22 protein-coding genes are annotated in these 21,224 nt (G+C 39.2%); 19 read left to right on the forward strand and 3 right to left on the reverse strand.

Annotated elements, in window-relative coordinates; all coding sequences use genetic code 11:
* Positions 1–56: 56 nt before the first annotated feature.
* Complete coding sequence (locus tag ACE1CC_RS31675) at positions 57–1,652, reverse strand: Hsp70 family protein (RefSeq protein WP_413274420.1); 1,596 nt, start codon at positions 1,650–1,652, stop codon at positions 57–59.
* A gap of 73 nt (positions 1,653–1,725) precedes the next feature.
* On the opposite strand from ACE1CC_RS31675, the gene ACE1CC_RS31680 reads away from it, so the two are divergent.
* The 16 genes from ACE1CC_RS31680 (at position 1,726) to ACE1CC_RS31755 (ending at position 14,767) form a co-directional block, all read left to right on the forward strand.
* Complete coding sequence (locus ACE1CC_RS31680) at positions 1,726–3,048, forward strand: AAA family ATPase (protein ID WP_413274421.1); 1,323 nt, start codon at positions 1,726–1,728, stop codon at positions 3,046–3,048.
* Positions 3,049–3,059: 11 nt separating this feature from the next.
* Positions 3,060–3,596, forward strand: coding sequence for a hypothetical protein (locus ACE1CC_RS31685; protein ID WP_413274422.1), 537 nt, complete (start codon positions 3,060–3,062; stop codon positions 3,594–3,596).
* A gap of 259 nt (positions 3,597–3,855) precedes the next feature.
* Complete coding sequence (locus ACE1CC_RS31690) at positions 3,856–4,074, forward strand: hypothetical protein (protein WP_413274423.1); 219 nt, start codon at positions 3,856–3,858, stop codon at positions 4,072–4,074.
* A gap of 149 nt (positions 4,075–4,223) precedes the next feature.
* The gene (locus ACE1CC_RS31695; protein ID WP_413274424.1) at positions 4,224–4,385 is read left to right on the forward strand and encodes a YqaE/Pmp3 family membrane protein; all 162 of its coding nucleotides are present in this window, start codon (positions 4,224–4,226) and stop codon (positions 4,383–4,385) included.
* Positions 4,386–4,485: 100 nt separating this feature from the next.
* Entirely contained in the window at positions 4,486–5,463 is a 978-nt protein-coding gene (locus ACE1CC_RS31700; protein WP_413274425.1) for an aldo/keto reductase, read from the forward strand.
* Positions 5,464–5,692: 229 nt separating this feature from the next.
* Complete coding sequence (locus ACE1CC_RS31705) at positions 5,693–6,427, forward strand: energy-coupling factor ABC transporter permease (RefSeq protein WP_413274426.1); 735 nt, start codon at positions 5,693–5,695, stop codon at positions 6,425–6,427.
* 10 nt (positions 6,428–6,437) lie between these two features.
* Positions 6,438–6,794, forward strand: a complete 357-nt coding sequence (locus ACE1CC_RS31710; protein ID WP_413274427.1) for a PDGLE domain-containing protein — start codon at positions 6,438–6,440, stop codon at positions 6,792–6,794.
* 118 nt (positions 6,795–6,912) lie between these two features.
* Positions 6,913–7,686 carry a cobalt ECF transporter T component CbiQ gene (gene cbiQ / locus ACE1CC_RS31715; RefSeq protein WP_413274428.1) on the forward strand — a complete coding sequence of 258 codons (774 nt, stop codon included), beginning with the start codon at positions 6,913–6,915 and terminating at the stop codon, positions 7,684–7,686.
* A 22-nt stretch (positions 7,687–7,708) separates the two neighbouring features.
* A complete protein-coding gene (locus ACE1CC_RS31720; RefSeq protein WP_413274429.1) occupies positions 7,709–8,518 on the forward strand; it encodes an energy-coupling factor ABC transporter ATP-binding protein in 810 nt (269 codons plus the stop codon).
* A gap of 569 nt (positions 8,519–9,087) precedes the next feature.
* The gene (locus tag ACE1CC_RS31725; RefSeq protein ID WP_413274430.1) at positions 9,088–9,708 is read left to right on the forward strand and encodes a hypothetical protein; all 621 of its coding nucleotides are present in this window, start codon (positions 9,088–9,090) and stop codon (positions 9,706–9,708) included.
* Positions 9,709–9,785: 77 nt separating this feature from the next.
* Positions 9,786–10,271, forward strand: a complete 486-nt coding sequence (locus ACE1CC_RS31730) for a hypothetical protein (RefSeq protein WP_413274431.1) — start codon at positions 9,786–9,788, stop codon at positions 10,269–10,271.
* Positions 10,272–10,303: 32 nt separating this feature from the next.
* A complete protein-coding gene (locus tag ACE1CC_RS31735) occupies positions 10,304–10,918 on the forward strand; it encodes a hypothetical protein (RefSeq protein ID WP_413274432.1) in 615 nt (204 codons plus the stop codon).
* Positions 10,919–11,039: 121 nt separating this feature from the next.
* Positions 11,040–12,044, forward strand: coding sequence for a multicopper oxidase domain-containing protein (locus ACE1CC_RS31740; RefSeq protein WP_413274433.1), 1,005 nt, complete (start codon positions 11,040–11,042; stop codon positions 12,042–12,044).
* Positions 12,045–12,084: 40 nt separating this feature from the next.
* Complete coding sequence (locus ACE1CC_RS31745; RefSeq protein WP_413274434.1) at positions 12,085–13,158, forward strand: helix-hairpin-helix domain-containing protein; 1,074 nt, start codon at positions 12,085–12,087, stop codon at positions 13,156–13,158.
* 96 nt (positions 13,159–13,254) lie between these two features.
* A complete protein-coding gene (locus ACE1CC_RS31750) occupies positions 13,255–13,689 on the forward strand; it encodes a ferritin-like domain-containing protein (protein ID WP_413266927.1) in 435 nt (144 codons plus the stop codon).
* Between the two features lie 106 nt (positions 13,690–13,795).
* Positions 13,796–14,767 carry an FTR1 family iron permease gene (locus tag ACE1CC_RS31755; protein WP_413274435.1) on the forward strand — a complete coding sequence of 324 codons (972 nt, stop codon included), beginning with the start codon at positions 13,796–13,798 and terminating at the stop codon, positions 14,765–14,767.
* A gap of 190 nt (positions 14,768–14,957) precedes the next feature.
* Here the strand turns inward: ACE1CC_RS31755 and ACE1CC_RS31760 are convergent, their stop codons facing one another.
* Both ACE1CC_RS31760 and petG read right to left on the reverse strand, forming a co-directional pair.
* Complete coding sequence (locus ACE1CC_RS31760; protein ID WP_413274436.1) at positions 14,958–15,146, reverse strand: CsbD family protein; 189 nt, start codon at positions 15,144–15,146, stop codon at positions 14,958–14,960.
* A 427-nt stretch (positions 15,147–15,573) separates the two neighbouring features.
* Complete coding sequence (gene petG / locus ACE1CC_RS31765; protein WP_073592562.1) at positions 15,574–15,687, reverse strand: cytochrome b6-f complex subunit V; 114 nt, start codon at positions 15,685–15,687, stop codon at positions 15,574–15,576.
* Positions 15,688–15,983: 296 nt separating this feature from the next.
* Here petG and ACE1CC_RS31770 point away from each other — a divergent pair, with 296 nt between their 5' ends.
* The 3 genes from ACE1CC_RS31770 (at position 15,984) to treY (ending at position 21,197) form a co-directional block, all read left to right on the forward strand.
* Positions 15,984–16,304 (forward strand): c-type cytochrome, encoded by a 321-nt coding sequence (locus tag ACE1CC_RS31770; protein ID WP_459563943.1) that lies wholly within the window; start codon positions 15,984–15,986, stop codon positions 16,302–16,304.
* Between the two features lie 261 nt (positions 16,305–16,565).
* Positions 16,566–18,389 (forward strand): malto-oligosyltrehalose trehalohydrolase, encoded by a 1,824-nt coding sequence (gene treZ, locus ACE1CC_RS31775; protein ID WP_413274438.1) that lies wholly within the window; start codon positions 16,566–16,568, stop codon positions 18,387–18,389.
* 12 nt (positions 18,390–18,401) lie between these two features.
* Entirely contained in the window at positions 18,402–21,197 is a 2,796-nt protein-coding gene (treY, locus tag ACE1CC_RS31780; RefSeq protein ID WP_413274439.1) for a malto-oligosyltrehalose synthase, read from the forward strand.
* Positions 21,198–21,224: the final 27 nt, after the last annotated feature.

Consider the following 21,224-nt stretch of genomic DNA (forward strand, 5'->3'; position numbering starts at 1 on the left):
TGTGGGGTGTGTGTTATTTTTTCTCCCCCCCCCCCCAACAACGTACCTCTGGATGATTAACTCAGTTGAACTACTGGCTGATTTTCTAATAAGGTTTGATTAGTAAATAAATCTTCGACGGTAATTCTGAGAAAACGATCGCCATCAACTTGAAAAAGTAGTTTAATCCGATCGCTTCCCGGAAATCCAGGCGGTGTTAGTTGGGCGATCGTTCGGGCACCTTGGCGATCGTTTAAAGGTTTTACTTGTGTTTCTTTGCTAGCGAGATTTCGAGTAACTAAGCGATCGCCATCAAAGTAAACTTCCGTAGCCCCAGTTTGTGTGCCTAATTCACCAATAATTAACTCAATGCTGGGTTGATTTTCCACCGAAGCGCCCAACAATAATTCTACAGGTTCGCTCATTGGATAAGGTTGCCCTTCTTTAATCAGAGAATGCCAATTATGGCGATTCAGTTTGCGATCCCAATAACGAATGCCGTAACTGTGATAAAGAAAGTCTTTTAACTCAATACCTTGAGTGAGTTGTAAGGCACCTTGGGCGATCGCTTCAAAAGGCTTTTCACAACGAATCTTTGTTACATCAAAATATTGCTGTACCCACGTTTGCACTGCGGGAATTTGCACTGTTCCACCGACTAACAACACGGAATCAATATCAGCAACTTCGATCCCTTGTCGCCTTGCTTGCTGCAAAACTTGCGTCATGGAATCATCCAATCTGGCAAAAAATTGCTGTTCTTTGAGGATGGTTTCAAAAGCATCCCGATCTAAGGCTAATTCGTAACTTTCAAAGGTTTCATCATCAAAGTAAACCTCACTCGCCTGTCTTTGCAAAGAAAGTTCAATTTTCAACTTTTCTGCTAAACGAGTTGTTAACGGTGTCGCTTCTATTCCCTGGGTTTTAACAAAGTGATCGACTAACCAATTATCAATATCTGTACCGCCTAAATTTTGTCCAGCTTTAGCGATGACACGGGCAGTTTTTACCTTTTGACCCGAATTTTCTGCTAGGGATTTTTGCCCCCATTTCAAAATAAAACCTACAGGTTTTTTAGCGGCGATACTATCCAAACGTACTAGGGAAAGATCCAGCGTTCCCCCACCAAAATCAACAACTAAAATAATTTGTTGATCCTTCATTCCGTAACCTAAAGCTGCTGCTGTTGGTTCATCCAGAATCCGCACTTGTTCGACTGGCAAAGTTTTACAGACTTCACCTAACCAATTGCGATAAGCTTCAAAGCTATCAACAGGAACAGTTAATATTAAAGATTGTCCGACATCGGGCGAAGTTTCTTGTAACTTTTCAATTATATTTGTGAGAAACCATTGTCCGACTTTTTCAAAAGTAACAATTTGCCCATCTAATTCAGGGAGAAAACCTTGAATATCTGCACCAATTCCCCGTTTAAAACTGCGGAAAAAGCGAGGGTCGGTTTTAACATCCAAACCCCGATCGCGCACCGCCTGTCCAACTACAACATTACCAGCGTAAGCATCTTCAACATAAAGCAAACTGGGAATTAAGGGCGGATTTTGTGCCAAAGTGACAGAAATTCCCGGTAAATTCAAAGTTTCTGGTTGCTGGGTGACAGGGTTCCAGCGAGTCATTACAGTGTTGCTAGTACCAAAATCAATTGCGATCGCCATTCAGCTATTCAATCAATGAATTAGGTTTAGATCATATTATGATATTTAGCAGCCCAAACACAAACACAACATTATGAGCGAATCAAATTCCTCAAAAAATGGTTTTATAGTTTCTGGACGGGGAATTGATGGCATTTCAGTACGTGGCTATAAGTCGCTTTACGAAGAGTGCAGCATTGAAGTGTGTCCCCTAACAATTATTGCAGGTGCCAATAGTTCAGGTAAATCCAGTATTATGCAGCCATTATTGCTACTCAAACAAACACTGGAAGCCAGCTATGATCCAGGCGCTCTGCTACTCAATGGCCCAAATGTTAAATTTACTTCAGCAGACCAACTTTTGTCTCACTTTTCTGAAAAAGATCGCTCTGACAGTTTTACTATTAAAATTGACATCAATAATTATGTCGGTAATAATTTCTTAATTAGCACATTTACTAAGCAGCCAAAACAAGGTATTCAAGTCGTTCGCTCAACCTATCACATAGTTGATCACATAGCTGATGATGAAATTACTATTTCACCCGAAATGAATCATCAGGAATTGCTCAAAATCATTCCACATTGGCTGCCAGACCAATATTTGCCTTCACTGGAATGGAACGTGAGTAGAGTACGTGGTTTTCTCGAACTTAAACAAGGTGACGGGCTATTGTTTTCTTCTACACTCTCTAGTGATTTTCAACAACAAATTCGCCGTTTAATCCACGTTCCAGGGTTGAGAGGAAATCCCGAACGAACTTACAATACTACAGCTGTTGGTCAGGAGTTTCCTGGTACTTTTGAGAATTACGTTGCCAGCGTAATCAGTCATTGGCAAAATACAGAAGACGATCGACTTATAAAATTAGAAGCAAATTTAGAAAAACTAGGATTAACTTGGAAAGTTGATGCTAAACAGCTGAACGATGTACAGATTGAATTGCGTGTAAGTCGTTTGCCTCGTAGTAGTGAAGCAAGTGATATGGTTAGTATTGCTGATGTTGGTTTAGGTGTATCACAAACTTTGCCTGTTTTAGTTGCTTTACTTGTAGCAGAACCGGGACAATTAGTTTACCTAGAACAACCAGAAATTCACTTGCATCCTCGCGCTCAAGTTGCGTTAGCGGAAATATTAACTTATGCAGCGAATCGAGGTGTAAGAGTAGTTTTAGAAACTCACAGCGAATTGCTTTTATTAGCAGTTCAATCTTTAGTTGCTGAGGGTAAACTATCGCCAGAGTTGGTAAAACTTCATTGGTTTAAACGACGAGAAGATGGGGTTACAGAAGTTAGTAGTACTGATTTAGATGCAACGGGAGCTTTTGGAGATTGGCCCGAAGATTTTAGCGATGTTTCTTTGAAATTAGAAAGTCGTTATTTGGATGCGGCAGAGGCTCGGTTGATGAATAATTAAGATGATAAGAAATGGCAAAAAAAGTTTCTAAACGCCTAGTAATTGATGCCTGTGTTGCGGGTGCTGCTGGTGAAAAGGATGCGGGTACATCAAAACACTGCCGTGATTTTCTGATTGCTGTTTTAGATAACTCTCATCGAGTTGTGATGACACCAGATATCCGAAAAGAATGGCGTAAACATCAATCAAATTTTTCTCGCAAATGGTATCTTAATATGCAACGAAAAAATCAATTGGAAAGGATTTCTCGTATTGAAATAAATGCTCAATTATGGACAGGAGTTGAAGCTTGTACGGAGTTCGACAACCAACGCGAAGAAATGGTTAAAGATTTACGGTTGATTGAAGCAGCACTGGTGACAGATAAAATTATAGTTTCCCTTGACAAAGAAGTCAGAAAACTTTTTCATCAAGCAGCTGAACAAGTGGAAGAACTCCGAAAAATTGTCTGGGTTGATCCTGCTAAATCAGAAGAACAAGCAATTTCTTGGTTAGAAAGTGGCGCAGCAGCAGAACCGGAAAGAATGCTGGGATTTTACACCAAATAAAATGACGTGCTAAAAGCTAAGACTTTTCTGACTAAAGGCTCATTTTACGAGTAGCACAAGCTATGTCCAAAGGCAGATTATTTGTTTTTGGACAGTAAACGTTATTTTCGTTACAATCTTTAATGTATATCTTTAGAATTATGTCAAGTAATTAAAACACTTCTTAATATTGAAGGTATTTTAGGGATAGGCATCGAGTTGAGTAAAAGTAAGCATTCCTGTCCCAGCAGGAGATATTTCCAGAAAAGGCGGATAAGTCATGAATAAAGAGCAAAAATCGGAGATTGGGAGATTTTTAGGTCGTTTAAAGCGTGGGATTTGGTTGATTGGGATTTCTTCTTGGTTGTTTGGAATTTGCGATCGCACTATAGCCTCCCTAGCAGATGGCTATTTGTCAGCGATCGACATTACCCAGTTATTTACAGCTTCCTTCTTTTTCGTCAGTTGGTTATTCCTAAAGCCAACCTCTAGACTTTGAGAAAAAAGTGTACGATCGCCATGAGTTAACTCTGAAGTTGTATAGTCTCTACTCCTTTGTTTTAAATTGTGTAATTCGGAAGAAGATGCAGCCCAATAATCCCGCTAAGATAGAGATAGAAATTTAGTAACAAAACAAAGGAAATACTTATGGATATCATCCGCATCATTGCCGCTATTTTTTTACCGCCTTTAGGAGTATTCTTGCAAGTTGGTTTGGGCAAACATTTTTGGATAAATATCCTCTTAACATTCCTGGGTTATATTCCCGGAATCATCCACGCAATTTGGATTATTGCCAAAGTAAAATAGGTGAATTTTGTTACTTAGATAGCGAAGTTTTGCACCTAACAAGAAAATGGCTATGTTAAGTTATAACCTAGTTAGGATAGCGAACTAAAACGCGATCGTTATGACTAGAAGAAAAACGCGACGTACTTTTTTAGCCACTAGCATAGCCATAGCCAGTGGAATTGTCGGGAGTGCTGCTTTGAAAGGAAACCTCACACCAGCATTAACAACTAAGCAAACTGGAAAGCCAAAAATGCCAGAACGGTTATTAGGAAAAACTGGTGTGCAGGTTCCTATTTTAGGTTTAGGTGGTGCAGGACAAACGCCTTTATCTAAGGAAAATTCGGAAGCTTCTGCGATCGCAATTATTCAGCAAGCGTTAGAGTTAGGAATTCGCTACTTTGATACAGCTGCTAGTTATGGGCCGAGTGAAGATTATTTAGGTAAAGTATTACCAACATATCGTCAGCAAATTTTCTTAGCTAGTAAGACTGGAAAGTTCGATCGTGATGGCGCATGGCGAGAACTAGAACGTAGCCTAAAACGTTTACGAACAGATTACCTCGATTTGTGGCAAATTCACTCGGTTGCTTTTAGCGAACAACTAGACAAAATCTTCGGTAAAAATGGTGCGCTGGAAGCTTTTGAAGAAGCCAAACAACAAAAATTAGTTAGGTTTGTTGGCATTACCGGACACCATGAACCAGCAATAATTGTTGAAGGATTGCGAAGATATAATTTTGACACTACTCTAATTCCAGTTAACGCCGCAGATAAACATCATCCCCGCCCATTTATTCCCTCTGTTTTACCAATAGCACAACAAAAAAACGTGGGAGTTATTGCGATGAAAGTTCCGGCTTATGGCAATTTATTTAAGCCTGGTGTTTTAGAGGGAATGCACCAAGCTTTTGGCTATACACTTTCGCAAACAGGGGTAAATTGTGCTGTAATTGCTGCTGAAAATGTGGAACAATTAGAATCCAATGTGAAAGTAGCACAAGCATTTCAAATGTTAAGTGCAACTGCTATGGCAGGAATTGAACAACGAACCGCAGCGGCTTGGGAAAATAATACTTTCTTCCGGGCTTGGACTTAAGATTTCCTTAAGAATGACTCGTGTTTCCTCTAAAATATGGAATAAGGTTTTAGCGAAATTTAACATCTTTCTTAGGGAAGATTTACCACAGAGTTTATTAGTGATGAAGCCTACATTTAATCAACATACCCCCCCATAGGATTGAATTTTTTGTGAAAAAAAGCTTTTATAAATAGGTTACACCTTAAAATCAGGGTGACAATATTTGCTATTGAGTATGGATTCATTCGTGTCATTTGATTTTTCATTTTCCAGCTGGCTACATTGGGTAGTCCAACCACAGTTAGCCTTACATATCCCAGACGGGTTTTTAAGTTGGCCTGTTAGTCTAGTTTGTTGGGTATTAGCGATCGCTCTAATTGCCTTGTGCTTAAATCGAGTGCAAGCAGAATATCAAGAAAAAGCAGTACCACTAATGGGAGTTTGCGCCGCCTTCATTTTTGCCGCCCAAATGATTAATTTTCCGATTCCCGGAGGCACTTCTGGGCACTTGTTAGGAGGCACACTTGCAGGTGTTTTATTAGGCCCTTGGGCAGGCTCTTTAGTAATGGTAGTAGTGTTTATTGTGCAAGCGGCAATCTTTCAAGATGGAGGATTGACAGTATTAGGAGCAAACATTACTAATATGGGCTTAATCGGCACTTTTGGCGGTTATTATGTATATCGCACAATTCGTTATGCCATAGGTCGAGATACTTGGACAGGAGTAGCCATTGGTGTTGTAGTTGCTAGTTGGTTAAGCGTATTTGTCGCCGCAATTTTAACCGCTTTTCAATTAGCATTATCTGGGACTGTACCGTTAGGAATTGCTTTAACTGCAATGGCTTCTTGGCACATTTTGATTGGCATTGGAGAAGCATTAATTACATTAGCAGCAGTAAGTTTTATTTGGCGAACTAGACCAGATTTAATTTACCATCCTCCTCGGAAATTTTCCGCGTCTCGTTCTCTAACATCTCGTTAATAAATGCACTATGACTACTAATAATTCCCAAGAACGTAACCGGGCTTTAATCATTGGTGGTTTAGGTATAGCACTGTTAATTGGTGTTTTCCTTTCCCCTTTTGCTAGTTCCGATCCTGATGGCTTGGATCGAGTCTCTCAAGATTTAAAATTTGAGGATAAAGCAATTGAAGATGCCCCTGCTAGAAAATTACCTTTTTATGGAATTTTCGATGAATATGCCTTGCGAGGTGTACCGGAAGGAATAGCTACTCCGTTAGCAGGTTTAATCGGTACTTTAGCAACTTTTGGTTTGGCTTGGGGCATTGGTAAATTAGTAATTCGCCGTTCTAATACTGAGGAAATTAGCGATCGCAATAACCCCTAATTCTCCTAATTCCTCAGAAAATTCCCTTGCCAATGGTTAGATTTTGGATTTGGGATTTTTTGCCAAAATAAAAGCTTCAATTCGTTAAAACTCACAAATCCGAAATCTTTAATTAACGATGTTACTTCACGTTAACGCCTTTCAACTAGATATTGATAGCAAACAGTTAAGTTTTTGGCATTCTTTAGCCCCAAAAACTCGCTTACTCTGCACTATCCTTTTAGTATTTGCTACTGCTTTAACCCCCAATGGTCGCTGGTGGACTTGGTTAGTTTATGGTCTGAGTGTACTTGGTTTAGTATTACTAAGTAAGGTGACTTTGCCAGTGCTATTTAAGCGAATAGCTGTGGAGTTTGCCTTTGTTGCAGTAATTCTTTTTGGCACTTTGTTTCGTAGTGGTGGCGAAGTTGTGTGGTCTTGGGGATTTATAAAAATTACCACAGAAGGTTTGACTGTATTGGGTAGCGTCACGATTAAAGCTTTGCTATCTTTATTAATGTTAAATCTGTTAACTTTAACTACTTCGGTTCCGGCTTTATTAAATGGGTTAATTGCTTTAAAAATGCCGCCGTTATTGGTGGCAATTTTGGCTTCAATGTATCGTTATATTAGCGTGTTAATTGGAGAATTTAACGCGATGCGTCGGGCAGCTGCTTCCCGGAATTTGACGGGAAATAGTGGTTGGCAAAGGCAAGTAATTGGTAATATGATTGGGGCTTTATTTATTCGCACTTATGAAAGAGGCGATCGCGTTTATCAAGCAATGTTAGCACGCGGATATCAAGGAGTACCACCCGTGTATGATTTACCTGCTGGAGGGAAACGTGATATTGTAGCTTTAACTTTAACCCTAATTTTGGCATTATTAGGACAAGCAATTTATATCATTTAGTCTTAGTTTTACAATTCTCCAAATGCACCATAATCCCATTTTCATTGAAAACCTCAGCTACAGTTATCCTGACGGCACGCAAGCACTGAAAAACATTAACTTAAATATTAAAGCTAGTGAGAAGGTTGCTTTAATTGGCGCTAATGGATCGGGAAAATCTACCTTACAATTACACTTAAATGGGATTATTTTGCCCCAAGAAGGACAGGTAAAAATTGGGGAATGGGTAGTTAATACGGAAAACTTAAGAGAAGTACGAAATTTTGTCGGGTTAGTATTTCAAAATCCCGACAATCAATTATTCATGCCGACAGTTTGGGAAGATGTGGCTTTTGGGCCAATGAATCAAGGTTTACGCGATCGCGAATTAACCGAAAGAGTCCTCACAGCAATGGCAGCAGTCAGCATGGATTTAGAATATTATGGCAAGCGAAATACTGAAAATTTATCAGGTGGGGAAAAGAAACGAATTGCGATCGCCGGAGTGCTAGCAATGAATCCCCAAGTATTAGTATTAGATGAACCTTCCGCCCAATTAGATCCCCGTTCTCGCCGCGAATTAATTACTTTATTACAAGGTTTATCCATCACTCAATTAATCGCAACTCATGACTTAGATTTGGCGTTGGAAATTTGCGATCGGACAGTAGTTTTAAGTCAAGGCGAAGTAGTTTTTGATGGCAAAACTGAACAAGTAATGAGTAATTCAGAATTTTTAATTCAACATTCTTTAGAAGCGCCTCTCTGCTACAGTCGCCCCTATTGTTTACTCGCAGATGCGCCGAAAACGATCGCCCCAACTCTGCAAGAACTTACTCGTCATCAACATTAACAGGAGTTACACAGAACATCTAAATGTAGGGGTAATTCATGAATTACCCCTACATTTGGATGTTCTGCATCAGTTCTGATTAATTCTTCTTTGGTTTGAAGCCAAGCTTAGTTAAATACAAGCTTGGCTGAAAATTTGTTAAGAAATTTGTCAACATATTAAAAAATATAAACAGGCTATTGACGGAGAATTTTAGAGCTATATCATTTGTTTATTGCAAATAAATTGCATTAATTATAAAGAAGACACGGAAGTAATAGTAGTGTAAGGAGTAACCCAAGTAATTCCTTATTGTTGACTATTAGTTCAGGAAAATTCTTGGCTTTGCGCGGACAAATTTAAGAGTTTATTCCTTGATTTTTAGCTAATTTTATGTTTAGCTAAAAATCATTTTTCGCATGACTAACAATTTTTCTCGTTTAACAAGTAAACCAATTAGCGAATCACCATCAACATTTTCATTATTTGGTATTGACGGTAACTCTATCTCAAGGATGATTTGCTAATTTGGTAATTAGAGTGCCTATTAATTACTCTGAAGTGACCACCATAATTAAGGACAAATTCTAGTGGAAAAACCGCCTAACGAGCCAGTTATATCAACATATCCGAAACGATTAGATATTGCTAAAGTCTGCGTTTATGGACTCAGTTTTATGTCAGCAGCACTATTTCTATTTTTACCATTAATTAACTTATTGCACCCGAATCCTTGGAAGCGAAGCATAGGTACAATTCACAGTTTAGCTGCTATATTGTCGAGCATTGTCGCGGTTTATGCTGGACATTTAGCTTTTCCTTTACTCAGAGGTTCGGTAAAAGTTCTGCCCCAAATGCGTACTCTCACATTTTGGACAACTTTAATTACATTCTTATCTATCGCTTCTGGTAATTTGGCTTATATGCGATATGTTGCTGGCGCAGAATACGGTGGTTCTCGTGCTTGGTTTGAAGAAAATACACCTTTAGCTCACTACATATTCATGCAATATCACATATTTAGTGTACTATTTACCTTGCCATTAGGAACGGCTTGCACCTGGATTTTGTTCGGTTATGGTGACGCTATTTTAGAAAAACAAAACAGTCAAGTTTTAGCAGGAACTTGTATTGCTTTAATGGCAATAATGTTCTTCAATATAGGTGGATTAGTAACCGGATTAGCGTTGTCTAAAGTTCACGGTTTATAAGTAAATCCATAATTAATAAAGGAAAAAAAGCCGGGAAACGAGAAATCTCTAAAGTAAACAAGTTGTGAGGGTGAAGAGTGAGCGATCGATCGTTAAATCGAGGTAATGAACAAGCAAATAAACCCATATACAGCCGAGTTTGGGATGGGTTGAAAAGTTTTCCCAAGGTTTTAGCTGAGGGTTCGCCAAACCCACCAAAAGTTTCTGGGCCTGCTGCCGCCGCTTTAATTAGTGCTGGTTTTGGTTCTTTTTTAATGATGATATTTCATCATTTGGTTGAGACATCAGAATCATTCGATCGAATGCTTTGTCAGATTGGTAGTTGGATGCCAGGAAGCCATAGCAATGATAAAATGTACGGCGCAATTGACAGCTATACAGGAAAACAAACTATCTTGTTAATTGGCTGGTTGGGTAGTTGGTTATTTCTTCATCTAATTTGGCGCAAAAAAAACATTAAACCCAGGACAATGTTTTTCTGGATGTTTATCTTTTTTGTAGCAGCAACGGTGATGACTTGGCATCCTTTATTCCCATACTTACCATTAATGCCAGAAAATTAACCAAAAAATTTTAGTTAGGGAGGACATCACGAATGGAAAGTAAATTCTCCAATTCTCAAGAATTACACAAATACGTTTTGGCACTAGCAGGCGTTTTATTTTTGTTTGGTATTAGCTTTCCCTTTGCTTATTGGCGAGTCAGTCAAAGTGAAAAGTTTGCTGGTACTCCATTCAAATCTGATAGCGTAACTAATATAGAAGAAAATCCGCATAATCAAACAATAGCTATTGTGCCTGCTGCTAATAATAATCAGGAAAGTGCTGTTGCAGCTATTTCCTTGACACCTGTAACTCAGGAAATAGTAACAGAGGAAATTACCGATCCTGTTCAAATTAAGGAATTGAATCAAAAAGTCTACGATCGCATTGCTCAACTTTGGCAAGGTGGTCGATCGCTAAAGCAGGATTTAGCTTATCAAATAACGGTAACTACAGATGGTGCGATCGCAAGTTATAAACCACTCATTGCCGCTGCCGAAAGTTACTTGCCAGAAACTCCCTTACCAAAGTTACTCCAAACTTCTCTTACTGACGGAACTAAAAATCAGGTAAAAGCTGCTGCCAAGAAAGCAATTGCTAAATATAAAGTCGTGTTTACCAGTAGAGGTATCTTAGAAGTTAGCCCTTGGCATGGCTGGAAACGTTAACTAACGTTTGAGTATCAAATCTCACGGCAAAGAATATTGCAGCAATCATTGAGAAAAACTAAATTGTTGAACTCTTTGCTAATTATTTGCAATAATTACCGGGGAACTTTTGACATAGAGAATGAGCGATCGCTTTTTGCCAGAGAAAGGAAAACCTTGGAACCGCCGACAACTCCTAAAACTAGGGCTACTGGGCGGAGTGGGAATCACAGGTGCAGCCCTGGCACTGCAAACTTCCATAGCGAGATCGAAGGGAAAGGTGTTAGTCCCACCAATACCCAGCGACACACCTGACTTTGGCAACGGCGTTAGCCCAATGGTAATGCTGCGAGATTTCGATTACGGCACCGTAAAACGGGAAAATGGGCGAACAATTCGGGAATTTCGCATTACAGCTAAAAGTTCCGTTGTCCAGCTAAACAAAGCTATCTCTTTCAACACTTGGAATTGCAATGGGCGAGTACCGGGGCCAACTTTACGTGCTCAAGAAGGCGATCGCGTGCGTGTACTATTCTTCAACCAAGGAGGACATTCCCACTCCTTGCATTTTCACGGCACTCATCGCGCCGAAAGCGATGGTGTAAAACCTATTCTCAATGGCAGAGCAACAATTTATGAATTTGATGCTAAACCTTACGGTTTACATCTTTATCATTGCCATATTGAGCCAGTAACTCGTCACATTGCCAAGGGACTTTACGGTTTATTTATTGTCGATCCGCCAGGAGGTCGATCGCCCGCTGATGAAATGGTAATGGTGATGGGAGGCTATGACATTAATGACGATCGTCGCAATGAACTTTACGCCTTTAATGGGTTGCCACATTACTATATGCGCTACCCAATTCCTATCTATAAAGATCAATTAATTCGGCTGTACGTTCTCAACATGATCGAATATGAAGCCGCCGCAACCTTTCATATCCACGCCAATTTTTTCGACGTTTATCGCACCGGAATGTCTCGCAAACCAAGCGAAACAACCGACGTAATCACAATGGGAGTTGCAGAACGTCACATTTTGGAATTTACCTATCCTTATCCAGGTAAATATATGTTCCACCCCCATCAAGATACCCTCGCAGAAAATGGCTGCATGGGTTTATTTAACGTCCTTGAAACTTAGGTTTGTTGTAGCGACTTTAGTCGTACATTCCTAAATCGAAATGAACACTGAAGTGTTCACAACAGACTATTGCCAACCGTATCTAAATAAAGTCATGAAAGTTTTACGTTCCTTGTCCGTTGCTGTTTCTCTTGTCAGTTTAATTGCTATCTCTGCCTGTAGTACCACTGAGAGTAAAGAAAATAACTCAACAACAAAAGTTGCGACTAATACTGCTACAACCGCAACTACAAATCATAATGGTCATGGCAGTAACAAGCCAAAAATTAACATTAATAATGCAATTTTGTCAGAATTAGATAAGTTAGAAGCCAAGTTAGGAATTCCGGGATTATCTAACAAAATTCAAGCCAGTCGCCCTTATGCAAATCCTGAAGAATTAGTCACCAAACAGGTAATTACCCAACCAGAATTCGATAAAATTAAAGACATGGTGACAATAGAGGATGTTGTCCTCACTGGTGAAGCCAAAGATGTGGATTACATGACTAAATTGGGGTTAATGAAAGGGCATCTTTTGGTAGCAAAAGAACTATTAGATCAACAACAACCAAAGCAAGCTGAACCGCATATTGGACATCCGGTAGAAGAAATTTATGTGGATGTTGAAGAGCAGCTAAATGAAAGAAATGTGAAAGAGTTCAAAACTACTTTAGTTACTTTGCAAGACTTAGTAAAATCTAAACCGAAAGATACTAAAATTGCCACGGAATTTACTAATTCTATGCAAGCGGTAGATAGTGCAATTCAAGGAATACCGGAAAACCAAAGAAATTCGCCGCAATTTGTGTTAAAAGTAATTAATGGGTTGCTCGATGCGGCTAATTCGGAGTATGGGGCAGCGATCGCAAATGGTAAAATTTCCGCAGCTATTGAATATCAAGACTCTCGCGGTTTTGTTAACTACGCTAATACCCTGTATCAAGGAATAGCGCCGCAAATGGCAAAGCAAAATCCCGAAGCACATAAAGCGATCGAAACTAGTATGGCACAACTGAGCAAAGCTTGGCCTGCGGCTATTCCCCCAGCCGCACCAGTATTAACACCCGCCCAAGTCTCGCAATTAGTTAAAACAATAGAACAAAATAGCCAAAAAATAACTAGTAATGGTTAACTAGTAATAAGTAATAGATAATTGGAGATAATAAATAAAATTTCTCAGTTATCAATTACTTATTATTAGACCACTAGTAAATTACAGCGACGACTAATGAGAGAACTAGACCAAGAAAAAACGATCGGCATACTCAACTCGATCATGGAATTTGAATTAGCAGGCGTAGTGCGCTATACTCACTACTCTCTAATGGTAACAGGGCCAAATCGAATCCCGATCGTGCAATTTTTCAAAGCCCAAGCCACAGAATCTTTACTTCACTCCCAACAAGTAGGAGAAATTCTCACTGGCTTAGAAGGTCATCCTACCTTGAAAATTGCCCCCATTGAAGAAACTTACAAACACACAGTAAAAGACATTTTGGAGGAAAGCCTCAATCACGAAAAAAGAGCGCTAAATTTGTATAAGTCACTCCTGGAAACAGTAGAGAATGCCAGTATTTATCTGGAAGAATTCGCCCGCACAATGATTGGACAAGAAGAATTACACAACTTAGAAATCAAAAAAATGTTGCGGGATTTTAGCTAATAGTCACTAGTCATTGGTCATTAGTCATTAGTCATTAGTCATTAAGTTAGGGACATGGCAAATGACAAATGACAAATGACGAATCACCAACAACAATTATTAAATTATGGATTTTAGTGCTGCTTTACCAACATTTGTCATTACCCTCAGAGAAGGAGTAGAAGCCGCTTTAGTAGTGGGAATTGTTTTGGCTTTGTTGAAAAAAGCCAAACAAACTAAACTTAACCGTTGGGTTTATTTAGGAATTGTTGTAGGAATTATTGCCAGTGGATTAGTCGGGTTACTAATAGGTTGGATCTTTCAATTATTAAGTGCTTCTAATTCACCATTAGGGGCTGTAATTGAGCCTTTTTTAGAAGCGGCTTTTGGGCTGGGTGCGATCGCCATGCTCAGCTGGATGTTAATCTGGATGACACAGCAAGCAAAATCCATGAAATCCCAAGTAGAAGGCGCAGTCAACGCCGCACTCGAAAAAAACACAGCTGCAGGATGGGGGATTTTCACCTTAATATTTATCGCCGTTTTGCGCGAAGGTTTTGAAACCGTTCTCTTTATTATCGGCAAATTTCAACAAGGTTTAATTCCCACCATTGGCGCACTTAGCGGATTAGCAGTAGCCGCCGGAATTGGCGTACTATTATTTAAATGGGGAATCAAAATTAATATTCGCCGCTTCTTTCAAATTATGGGAGTTTTATTACTCCTAATTGTCGCAGGTTTAGTAATTTCTGCACTGGGAGATTTGAACGAAGGAATGAGAACTCTCTCCCAAATGAATCGTCAATCAGAAGGTTTTTGTTTCTACTATGAAAGATTTGCCAAAAATCCCTCTTGTATTTTAGGCCCAATGGTTTGGGATTTGAGTAAAATTCTGCCCCAACAACAGTTCCCCGGTTTAATTTTAAGAACTCTTTTCGGTTACACCGACAAACTTTATCAAGTACAAGCGATCGCTTATGTACTATTCTTATTCTCGATCGGCGGGCTTTACTTCCGCAGTTTGAATAGTAAAACCCCTGTACCTCAAAAGAATAGCAAAGACCCTTTAACAAATACAGAAAAATCTGCCAGTTCTTAATCAGTAATATCATGTCCAGTTGATTACAATCATGTAGAGACGTTATATATAACGTCTCTACATTAGGACTTACGCAAAACCTCTATTCGTAGGGTGCGTTAACTAAGCGTGTAACGCACCATCCCACCATATTTAGTATGATTGCGTAAGTCCTGTACATTACATTCCGGCATAATATCAAAGATTGAACTTAAGCTCTGTCAATAACTCTTTTTGCGTGATCTTTCAAATCTTCTTTCGCGTGTATTGCAGCAGCTTCTCTTTGCTTAGCTCTACCTTCTACTTTATCTTGAGGATTACCTGTTACTTCACTCATTCCTTCTTGAACTTTGCCCTCAATATTTTTAGCAACTGCATTCAAACGATCTTCAACACTCATAATAACCTCCAGAAAATTATCTAATCTTTTATCTGCTATTATGGATACTTGAGGCGGAAAAAAGGCTCTTTCGATAGTGATATTTATAACATAATCAAAAACATAACGTTAGCTAGATGCGGTACTAAATAATTTTGTGTTAACAGACAAAAGCAAAATTGTAGAGACGTTAAAAAATTGTAGAGACGTTATATATAACGTCTCTACAATTTTTAACGTCTCTACTCTACAAGGTTTTGGGTTAAGGATAGTAAGTCTGATTAAGTAGGTATAGGTAAATAAAGTGAAAACTCTCGTCAGGCAGGATGCCTACCCCACAAGAAAGCTGTAACTCTTGTGGGGTAGGCATCCTGCCTGCCCAATCCAAAGATAATTATTATCACTTTATTTATTTGCACCTACTTAACCGGACATAATATAACAGCTTTTAGATTCCCAACTGATTACCGCGCTTGTACTGCAAGTAAGCAGCAACAAACAACCCAGCGAGGGTTACGAGTACTAAGCCCAGCACAATTCCTGAAAGTAGGGGTTCTACCACGTCGGATCTCCTTGAATGTTAACGTTTATTACCTGTATTAATTATCCTACTAGTGACTGCGACCACTAGCATTAACTAAATGTGAAGCAAAAATTAACCTAAAACCGGGAGGATAGGGCTGAATCACTTTCGGGAAGCGACCTCTAGCCTATTCCGGTGGCTTGCCTGAATTGTCTAGAAATCTTAAGCTATGTATATCATTAAAAACATTGTTTGTAATTCTCACTTTTCTAGGCAACCATGTGGATAAACAATTGATTAAACCAGAAGCCCTGATTGGACAACTCACATTATGGGTGCTCGCACTAGTGCTGGCAATCTTTTTAGGGATGGTGATTTTTCATCAGTGGCAAATGTCCGATCCATATATTAAGAGTGTTATGTCCCTGACAGGAGATCCAGTTAGGGGTCATGCGATCTTTCAAATGAACTGTGCTGGATGTCATGGTTTAGAAGCAGATGGTCGAGTTGGCCCCAGCTTGCAAGGTATCTCCAAGCATAAATCACAAATTAGCTTAATCCAGCAGGTGATCAGTGGCAAAACTCCACCAATGCCACAATTTCAACCAGGAACACAAGATATGGCAGATCTCCTCAGTTATCTGGAAAAGCTGTAATCTGTCAAAAATAAATGCTGTTTGTCCCTCTTGCACTAAATAGTGTTTGAGGGCTAATTTTTAAAATTAAGATTAGGTACGTTGTTGCGCTTCAGCGCTCTTAAGATTAGGTACGTTGTTGCGCTTCAGCGCTCTTAACGAGAGTAGTAATAAGAGCGCTAAAGCGCAACAACGTACCCATAAAATCAACTCTGGGACAGATTCCCTTACAGTTGAGTTAATTGTATTTTAATGACAACGAATGAGAGATAAAAGCAGCCAATGGTAAAAGTAGGCGCTAATTACTTAGGAAATGCTCGTTGTCAATTTACAGTTTGGGCACCCTTGCTCAAAGAAGTAGCAGTAAAAATTGTTTCACCTAATGAACAATTGCTTCCAATGCAACAATTGGAGTATGGTTTTTGGCAAGCTACCGCAGAAGATATTGAGGCGGGTAGCCGTTATGTTTATCAATTAGAGGGAAATAGAGAATTTCCCGATCCCGCTTCTTACTTGCAACCGGAAGGTGTACATAAAGCTTCGGAAGTATTCGATCATAGTACATTTAGTTGGACCGATCGCGATTGGACAGGCATCCGTTTAGAAGATTACATAATTTACGAATTACACATTGGCACTTTTACCCCAGAAGGAACTTTTGAAGCAGTTATTCCCCGACTGACTCGGTTAAAAGAGTTAGGAATTAATGCTATTGAAATCATGCCAGTATCACAGTTTCCCGGCGATCGAAACTGGGGTTATGATGGCGTGTATCCCTACGCAGTTCAGAATACTTATGGTGGGCCAGATGGGTTGAAAAAACTCATTAATGCCTGTCATTTAGAAGGAATCTCTGTAATTTTAGATGTAGTTTACAATCACTTAGGCCCAGAGGGAAATTATCTACCAAATTTCGGCCCTTATTTTACAAAAAAGTATCTCGGTGATTGGGGAGATGCACCCAATTTAGACTTTGCTTATTGCGATGGGGTGCGAGAATATTTCCTAGAAAATGCCTTATATTGGTTAGATACTTTTCACGTAGATGCCCTGAGATTAGATGCAATTCAGGGCATTTACGATTTCAGCGCTAAACACTTTTTAGAAGAGTTAGCTGAGAGAGTTCATGCCCTTTCACAACAAAAAGGAAGGAAGTTTTATCTCACAGCAGAAAGCGACTTTAATGATGTGCGAATCATTCGTCCTAAAGAGGTGGGTGGATATGGACTTGATGCCCAATGGTGTGATGATTTCCATCATTCGCTGCATACTTTAATTACAGGTGAACGACAGAGGTATTATCAAGATTTCGGCAAGTGTAAAGACTTAGAAAAATCCTTGCGCGAAGGCTTTGTTTATTCGGGACAATATTCACCAGATAGAAAACGCCGTCACGGAAATTCTTCGGCGGAAGAACCTGCTTATAAGTTTATTGTTTGTGCTCAAAATCACGACCAAACGGGAAATCGAATTTTGGGTGAGAGAATGACAAAACTCACTTCATTTGAAGGGTTAAAGTTAACGGCGGGAACGCTAATACTTTCGCCTTTTATTCCCTTACTGTTCATGGGTGAAGAATATGGAGAAGAAGCACCATTTTTCTATTTTATCAGCCACTCAGATCATGATTTAATTGAAGCAGTGCGACAATCCAAAAAAGATGAGTTTTTGCAATCAGGACATGAGAAAGACTTTCAAGATCCACAAGATCAGGGAACGTTCAACAAGTGTGTTTTAAATTGGGAACAACAATATCAAGATAAACACAAAGTTCTGTGGGAGTTTTACCAAGAGTTGATTTTCTTGCGCCGAATCAATGAAGCTTTGAAAGTTCTAGATAAAAAGAAATTAGAAGTATCTAGTCGGGAAGAAGAGAAACTTTTGTTTATGCGGCGCTATAGTGATGAGAATCAGGTATTTTATGTGATGAATTTTAGCGATCGCACTCTCACCTTCGATATTGACACACCCAGCGGAAGTTGGCAAAAACTCCTCGATTCTGCTGATATTAAATGGATGGGTCCAGGTGCCACCATGCCCGACAAACTAATCCCTGGTGAATTACTCACAATGCCCGCCAAAAGTTTCGTACTATACCAAGCATAAACCCAGATTAATATGAGAATTCCTACCTCAACTTACCGCATTCAATTTCATAGCGGTTTCCCCTTCGCTTCCGCCCAAAAAATAGTCAATTATTTGGCAGAATTGGGCATTTCCGATCTCTACGCTTCGCCCATTTTCAAAGCTAGGGCTGGTAGCACACACGGTTATGATGTAGTCGATCCAACACACTTAAATCCAGAGTTAGGAACACCAGAAGAATTTGAGCTATTATTAAGCGATCTGCAAAGTCATAATATGGGATGGTTACAAGATATTGTACCTAACCACATGGCTTATGATAGCCAAAATAAATGGCTGATGGATGTGCTAGAAAATGGCGCTGACTCAGAATTTTTTGACTTTTTTGATATCGAATGGAATCACGCTTACGAAAGCTTTAAAGGCAGAATTCTCGCACCTTTACTCGGCACTTATTATGGAGAATGCCTAGAAAATGGTGAGATCAAATTAAACTACGACGAAACAGGATTAAGCATTGATTATTTTGGCTTAAAGTTGCCAATAAGAATCGAATCATACACTCGTTTTTTGACTCAAAACCTTGGACAATTGGGTAGAGAATTAGGCAGAAGACATCCAGATTTTGTTAAGTTGTTAGGCGTAGTTTATCTAATTAAAAACCTGCCAGCGGAATTCAAGGGAAGAGAAAGATACGACCAACTCGCCTTTGTAAAAGGGTTATTGTGGGAACTTTACACTCAAAACGAATCGGTTAAAGAATTCTTCGACAATAACATTCAATTCTTTAATGGGGAACCGGGAAGACCAGAAACTTTTAATCTGTTAGATAGCATCCTTTCCGAACAATTTTATCGTTTATCTTTCTGGAAAGTTGGCGCTGAAGAAATCAATTATCGCAGATTTTTTACAGTCAACGAGTTGATTTCTGTAAAAGTCGAGGAAATGAAAGTATTAGGCAGATCTCATTCTTTAATTGAGAGATTTGTCAGAGAGGGTAAATTTACGGGTTTAAGAATCGATCACATTGACGGTCTTTATAACCCTAATGACTACCTAGAGAAACTGCGAGAAAAGGTCGGAGATACCTACATCACTGCGGAAAAGATTTTAGAATTAGTTGGCGAAGATTTACCGCATCATTGGCCGATTCAGGGAACAAGTGGTTATGATTATCTTAACTATGTGAATGGTCTTTTCTGCTGTTGCGATCGCGAACAAGAATTTCAAGATATTTACTCTGCTTTCACCGGATCAAATGCACCCTATCATGACTTAGTAACCGAGAAAAAGCATCTCATCATTGAGAAAAATTTGTTGGGTGATGTAGATAACTTAGCCCAAAAGTTGAAGCATATTTCTGGTCAAACTAGGGAAGGAAGCGACTTTACTGCTAATGGTTTGAAAAGAGTATTAACCGAGGTATTGGCATTATTTCCAGTGTATCGGACTTACACTTCTTCGCCAGATGTAAGACCAGAAGATATCACTTACATCAAAGAAACAATTGAAAAAGCCAAAGGTCGTGTACCATTGTTGGTGAAGGAACTTGGCTATTTAGAAAAGTTGCTGTTACGCCAAGACGAAAGCTATTTGAATGAGGAACAAAAAGCCGATCGCCATCACTTTGTCATGAAGTTTCAGCAATTAACAGGCCCCTTGATGGCAAAAGGTGTAGAAGATACACTTTTCTATAATTATAATCGCCTAATTTCTCTCAATGAAGTAGGAGGAAATCCCGGAAGTTTTGGCGTTACTCCTGACGAATTTCATGAGTTTAATCTCAGAAGAAGTAGTCATTGGTTACATTCAATGAATGCTACTGCAACTCATGATACCAAACGCGGTGAAGATACCAGAGCCAGAATTAACGTTTTGCCGGAATTAGCATCAGAATGGGAAGAAAATATCTGGACTTGGAGTGAAATGAATCGCGCCAAAAAAACTGTAATTAAAGACAAACCTGTACCAGATACAAACGACGAATATTTCCTTTATCAAACGCTGATAGGTGCTTTTCCATTCAATGAAAGTGAGTTTCCCCAGTTTGTGCAAAGGGTGAAAGATTATGTCATTAAAGCAGTGAGAGAAGCGAAGGTTTATACGGCATGGTTAAGACCTGATAGCGCTTATGAAGAAGGATATCTCAATTTTGTCGATCGGCTTTTATCAACGCCAGAATCTAATGATTTTTTAGAAAAACTGCGTCCTTTCCAACAAAAAATTGCTGAATATGGGATTTTCAATTCCCTCTCCCAAATCCTTTTGAAAAACACTTCTCCGGGTGTACCAGACCTTTATCAAGGTAATGAATTGTGGGATTTAAGTTTGGTCGATCCTGATAATCGTCGTCCAGTGGAATATGAAAGGCGAATTGGTTATTTGCAGGAAATAAAACAGAAGATTAAGACAGATATTCCGCAGCTAATTAAAGATTTGTTTGCTACTAAAGAAGATGGCAAAATTAAAATGTTCTTGACTTATCAATTGCTGCAAGCGAGAAAAGAACATTTAGAACTTTTCCAAGATGGTGATTATAAACCGTTAATGGTGAAGGGTAAATTTAGCGATCGCATAATAGCCTTCGCTAGAATTCATCAAAACAAAGTAGCAATTACCCTAGCAACTAGGTTATTAACAAAAGTAATTCAACCGGGAGAACTGCCTTTAGGTAAAGATATTTGGGAAGATACCAGTATTGAATTACCCGAAGGAATGCCAACAGCTTGGAAAGATGCGATTACTTTGCAGGATGTGAAGTGCGATAACACCCTCTATATTGGTGAAGCATTGCAACATTTTCCCGCAGCATTGTTGATCGGTACTTAAAGAATTTTCTAGGTACGTTGTTGGGGG

Source organism: Floridaenema aerugineum BLCC-F46 (assembly GCF_041929345.1).
Classification (GTDB): Bacteria; Cyanobacteriota; Cyanobacteriia; order Cyanobacteriales; family Aerosakkonemataceae; genus Floridanema; species Floridanema aerugineum.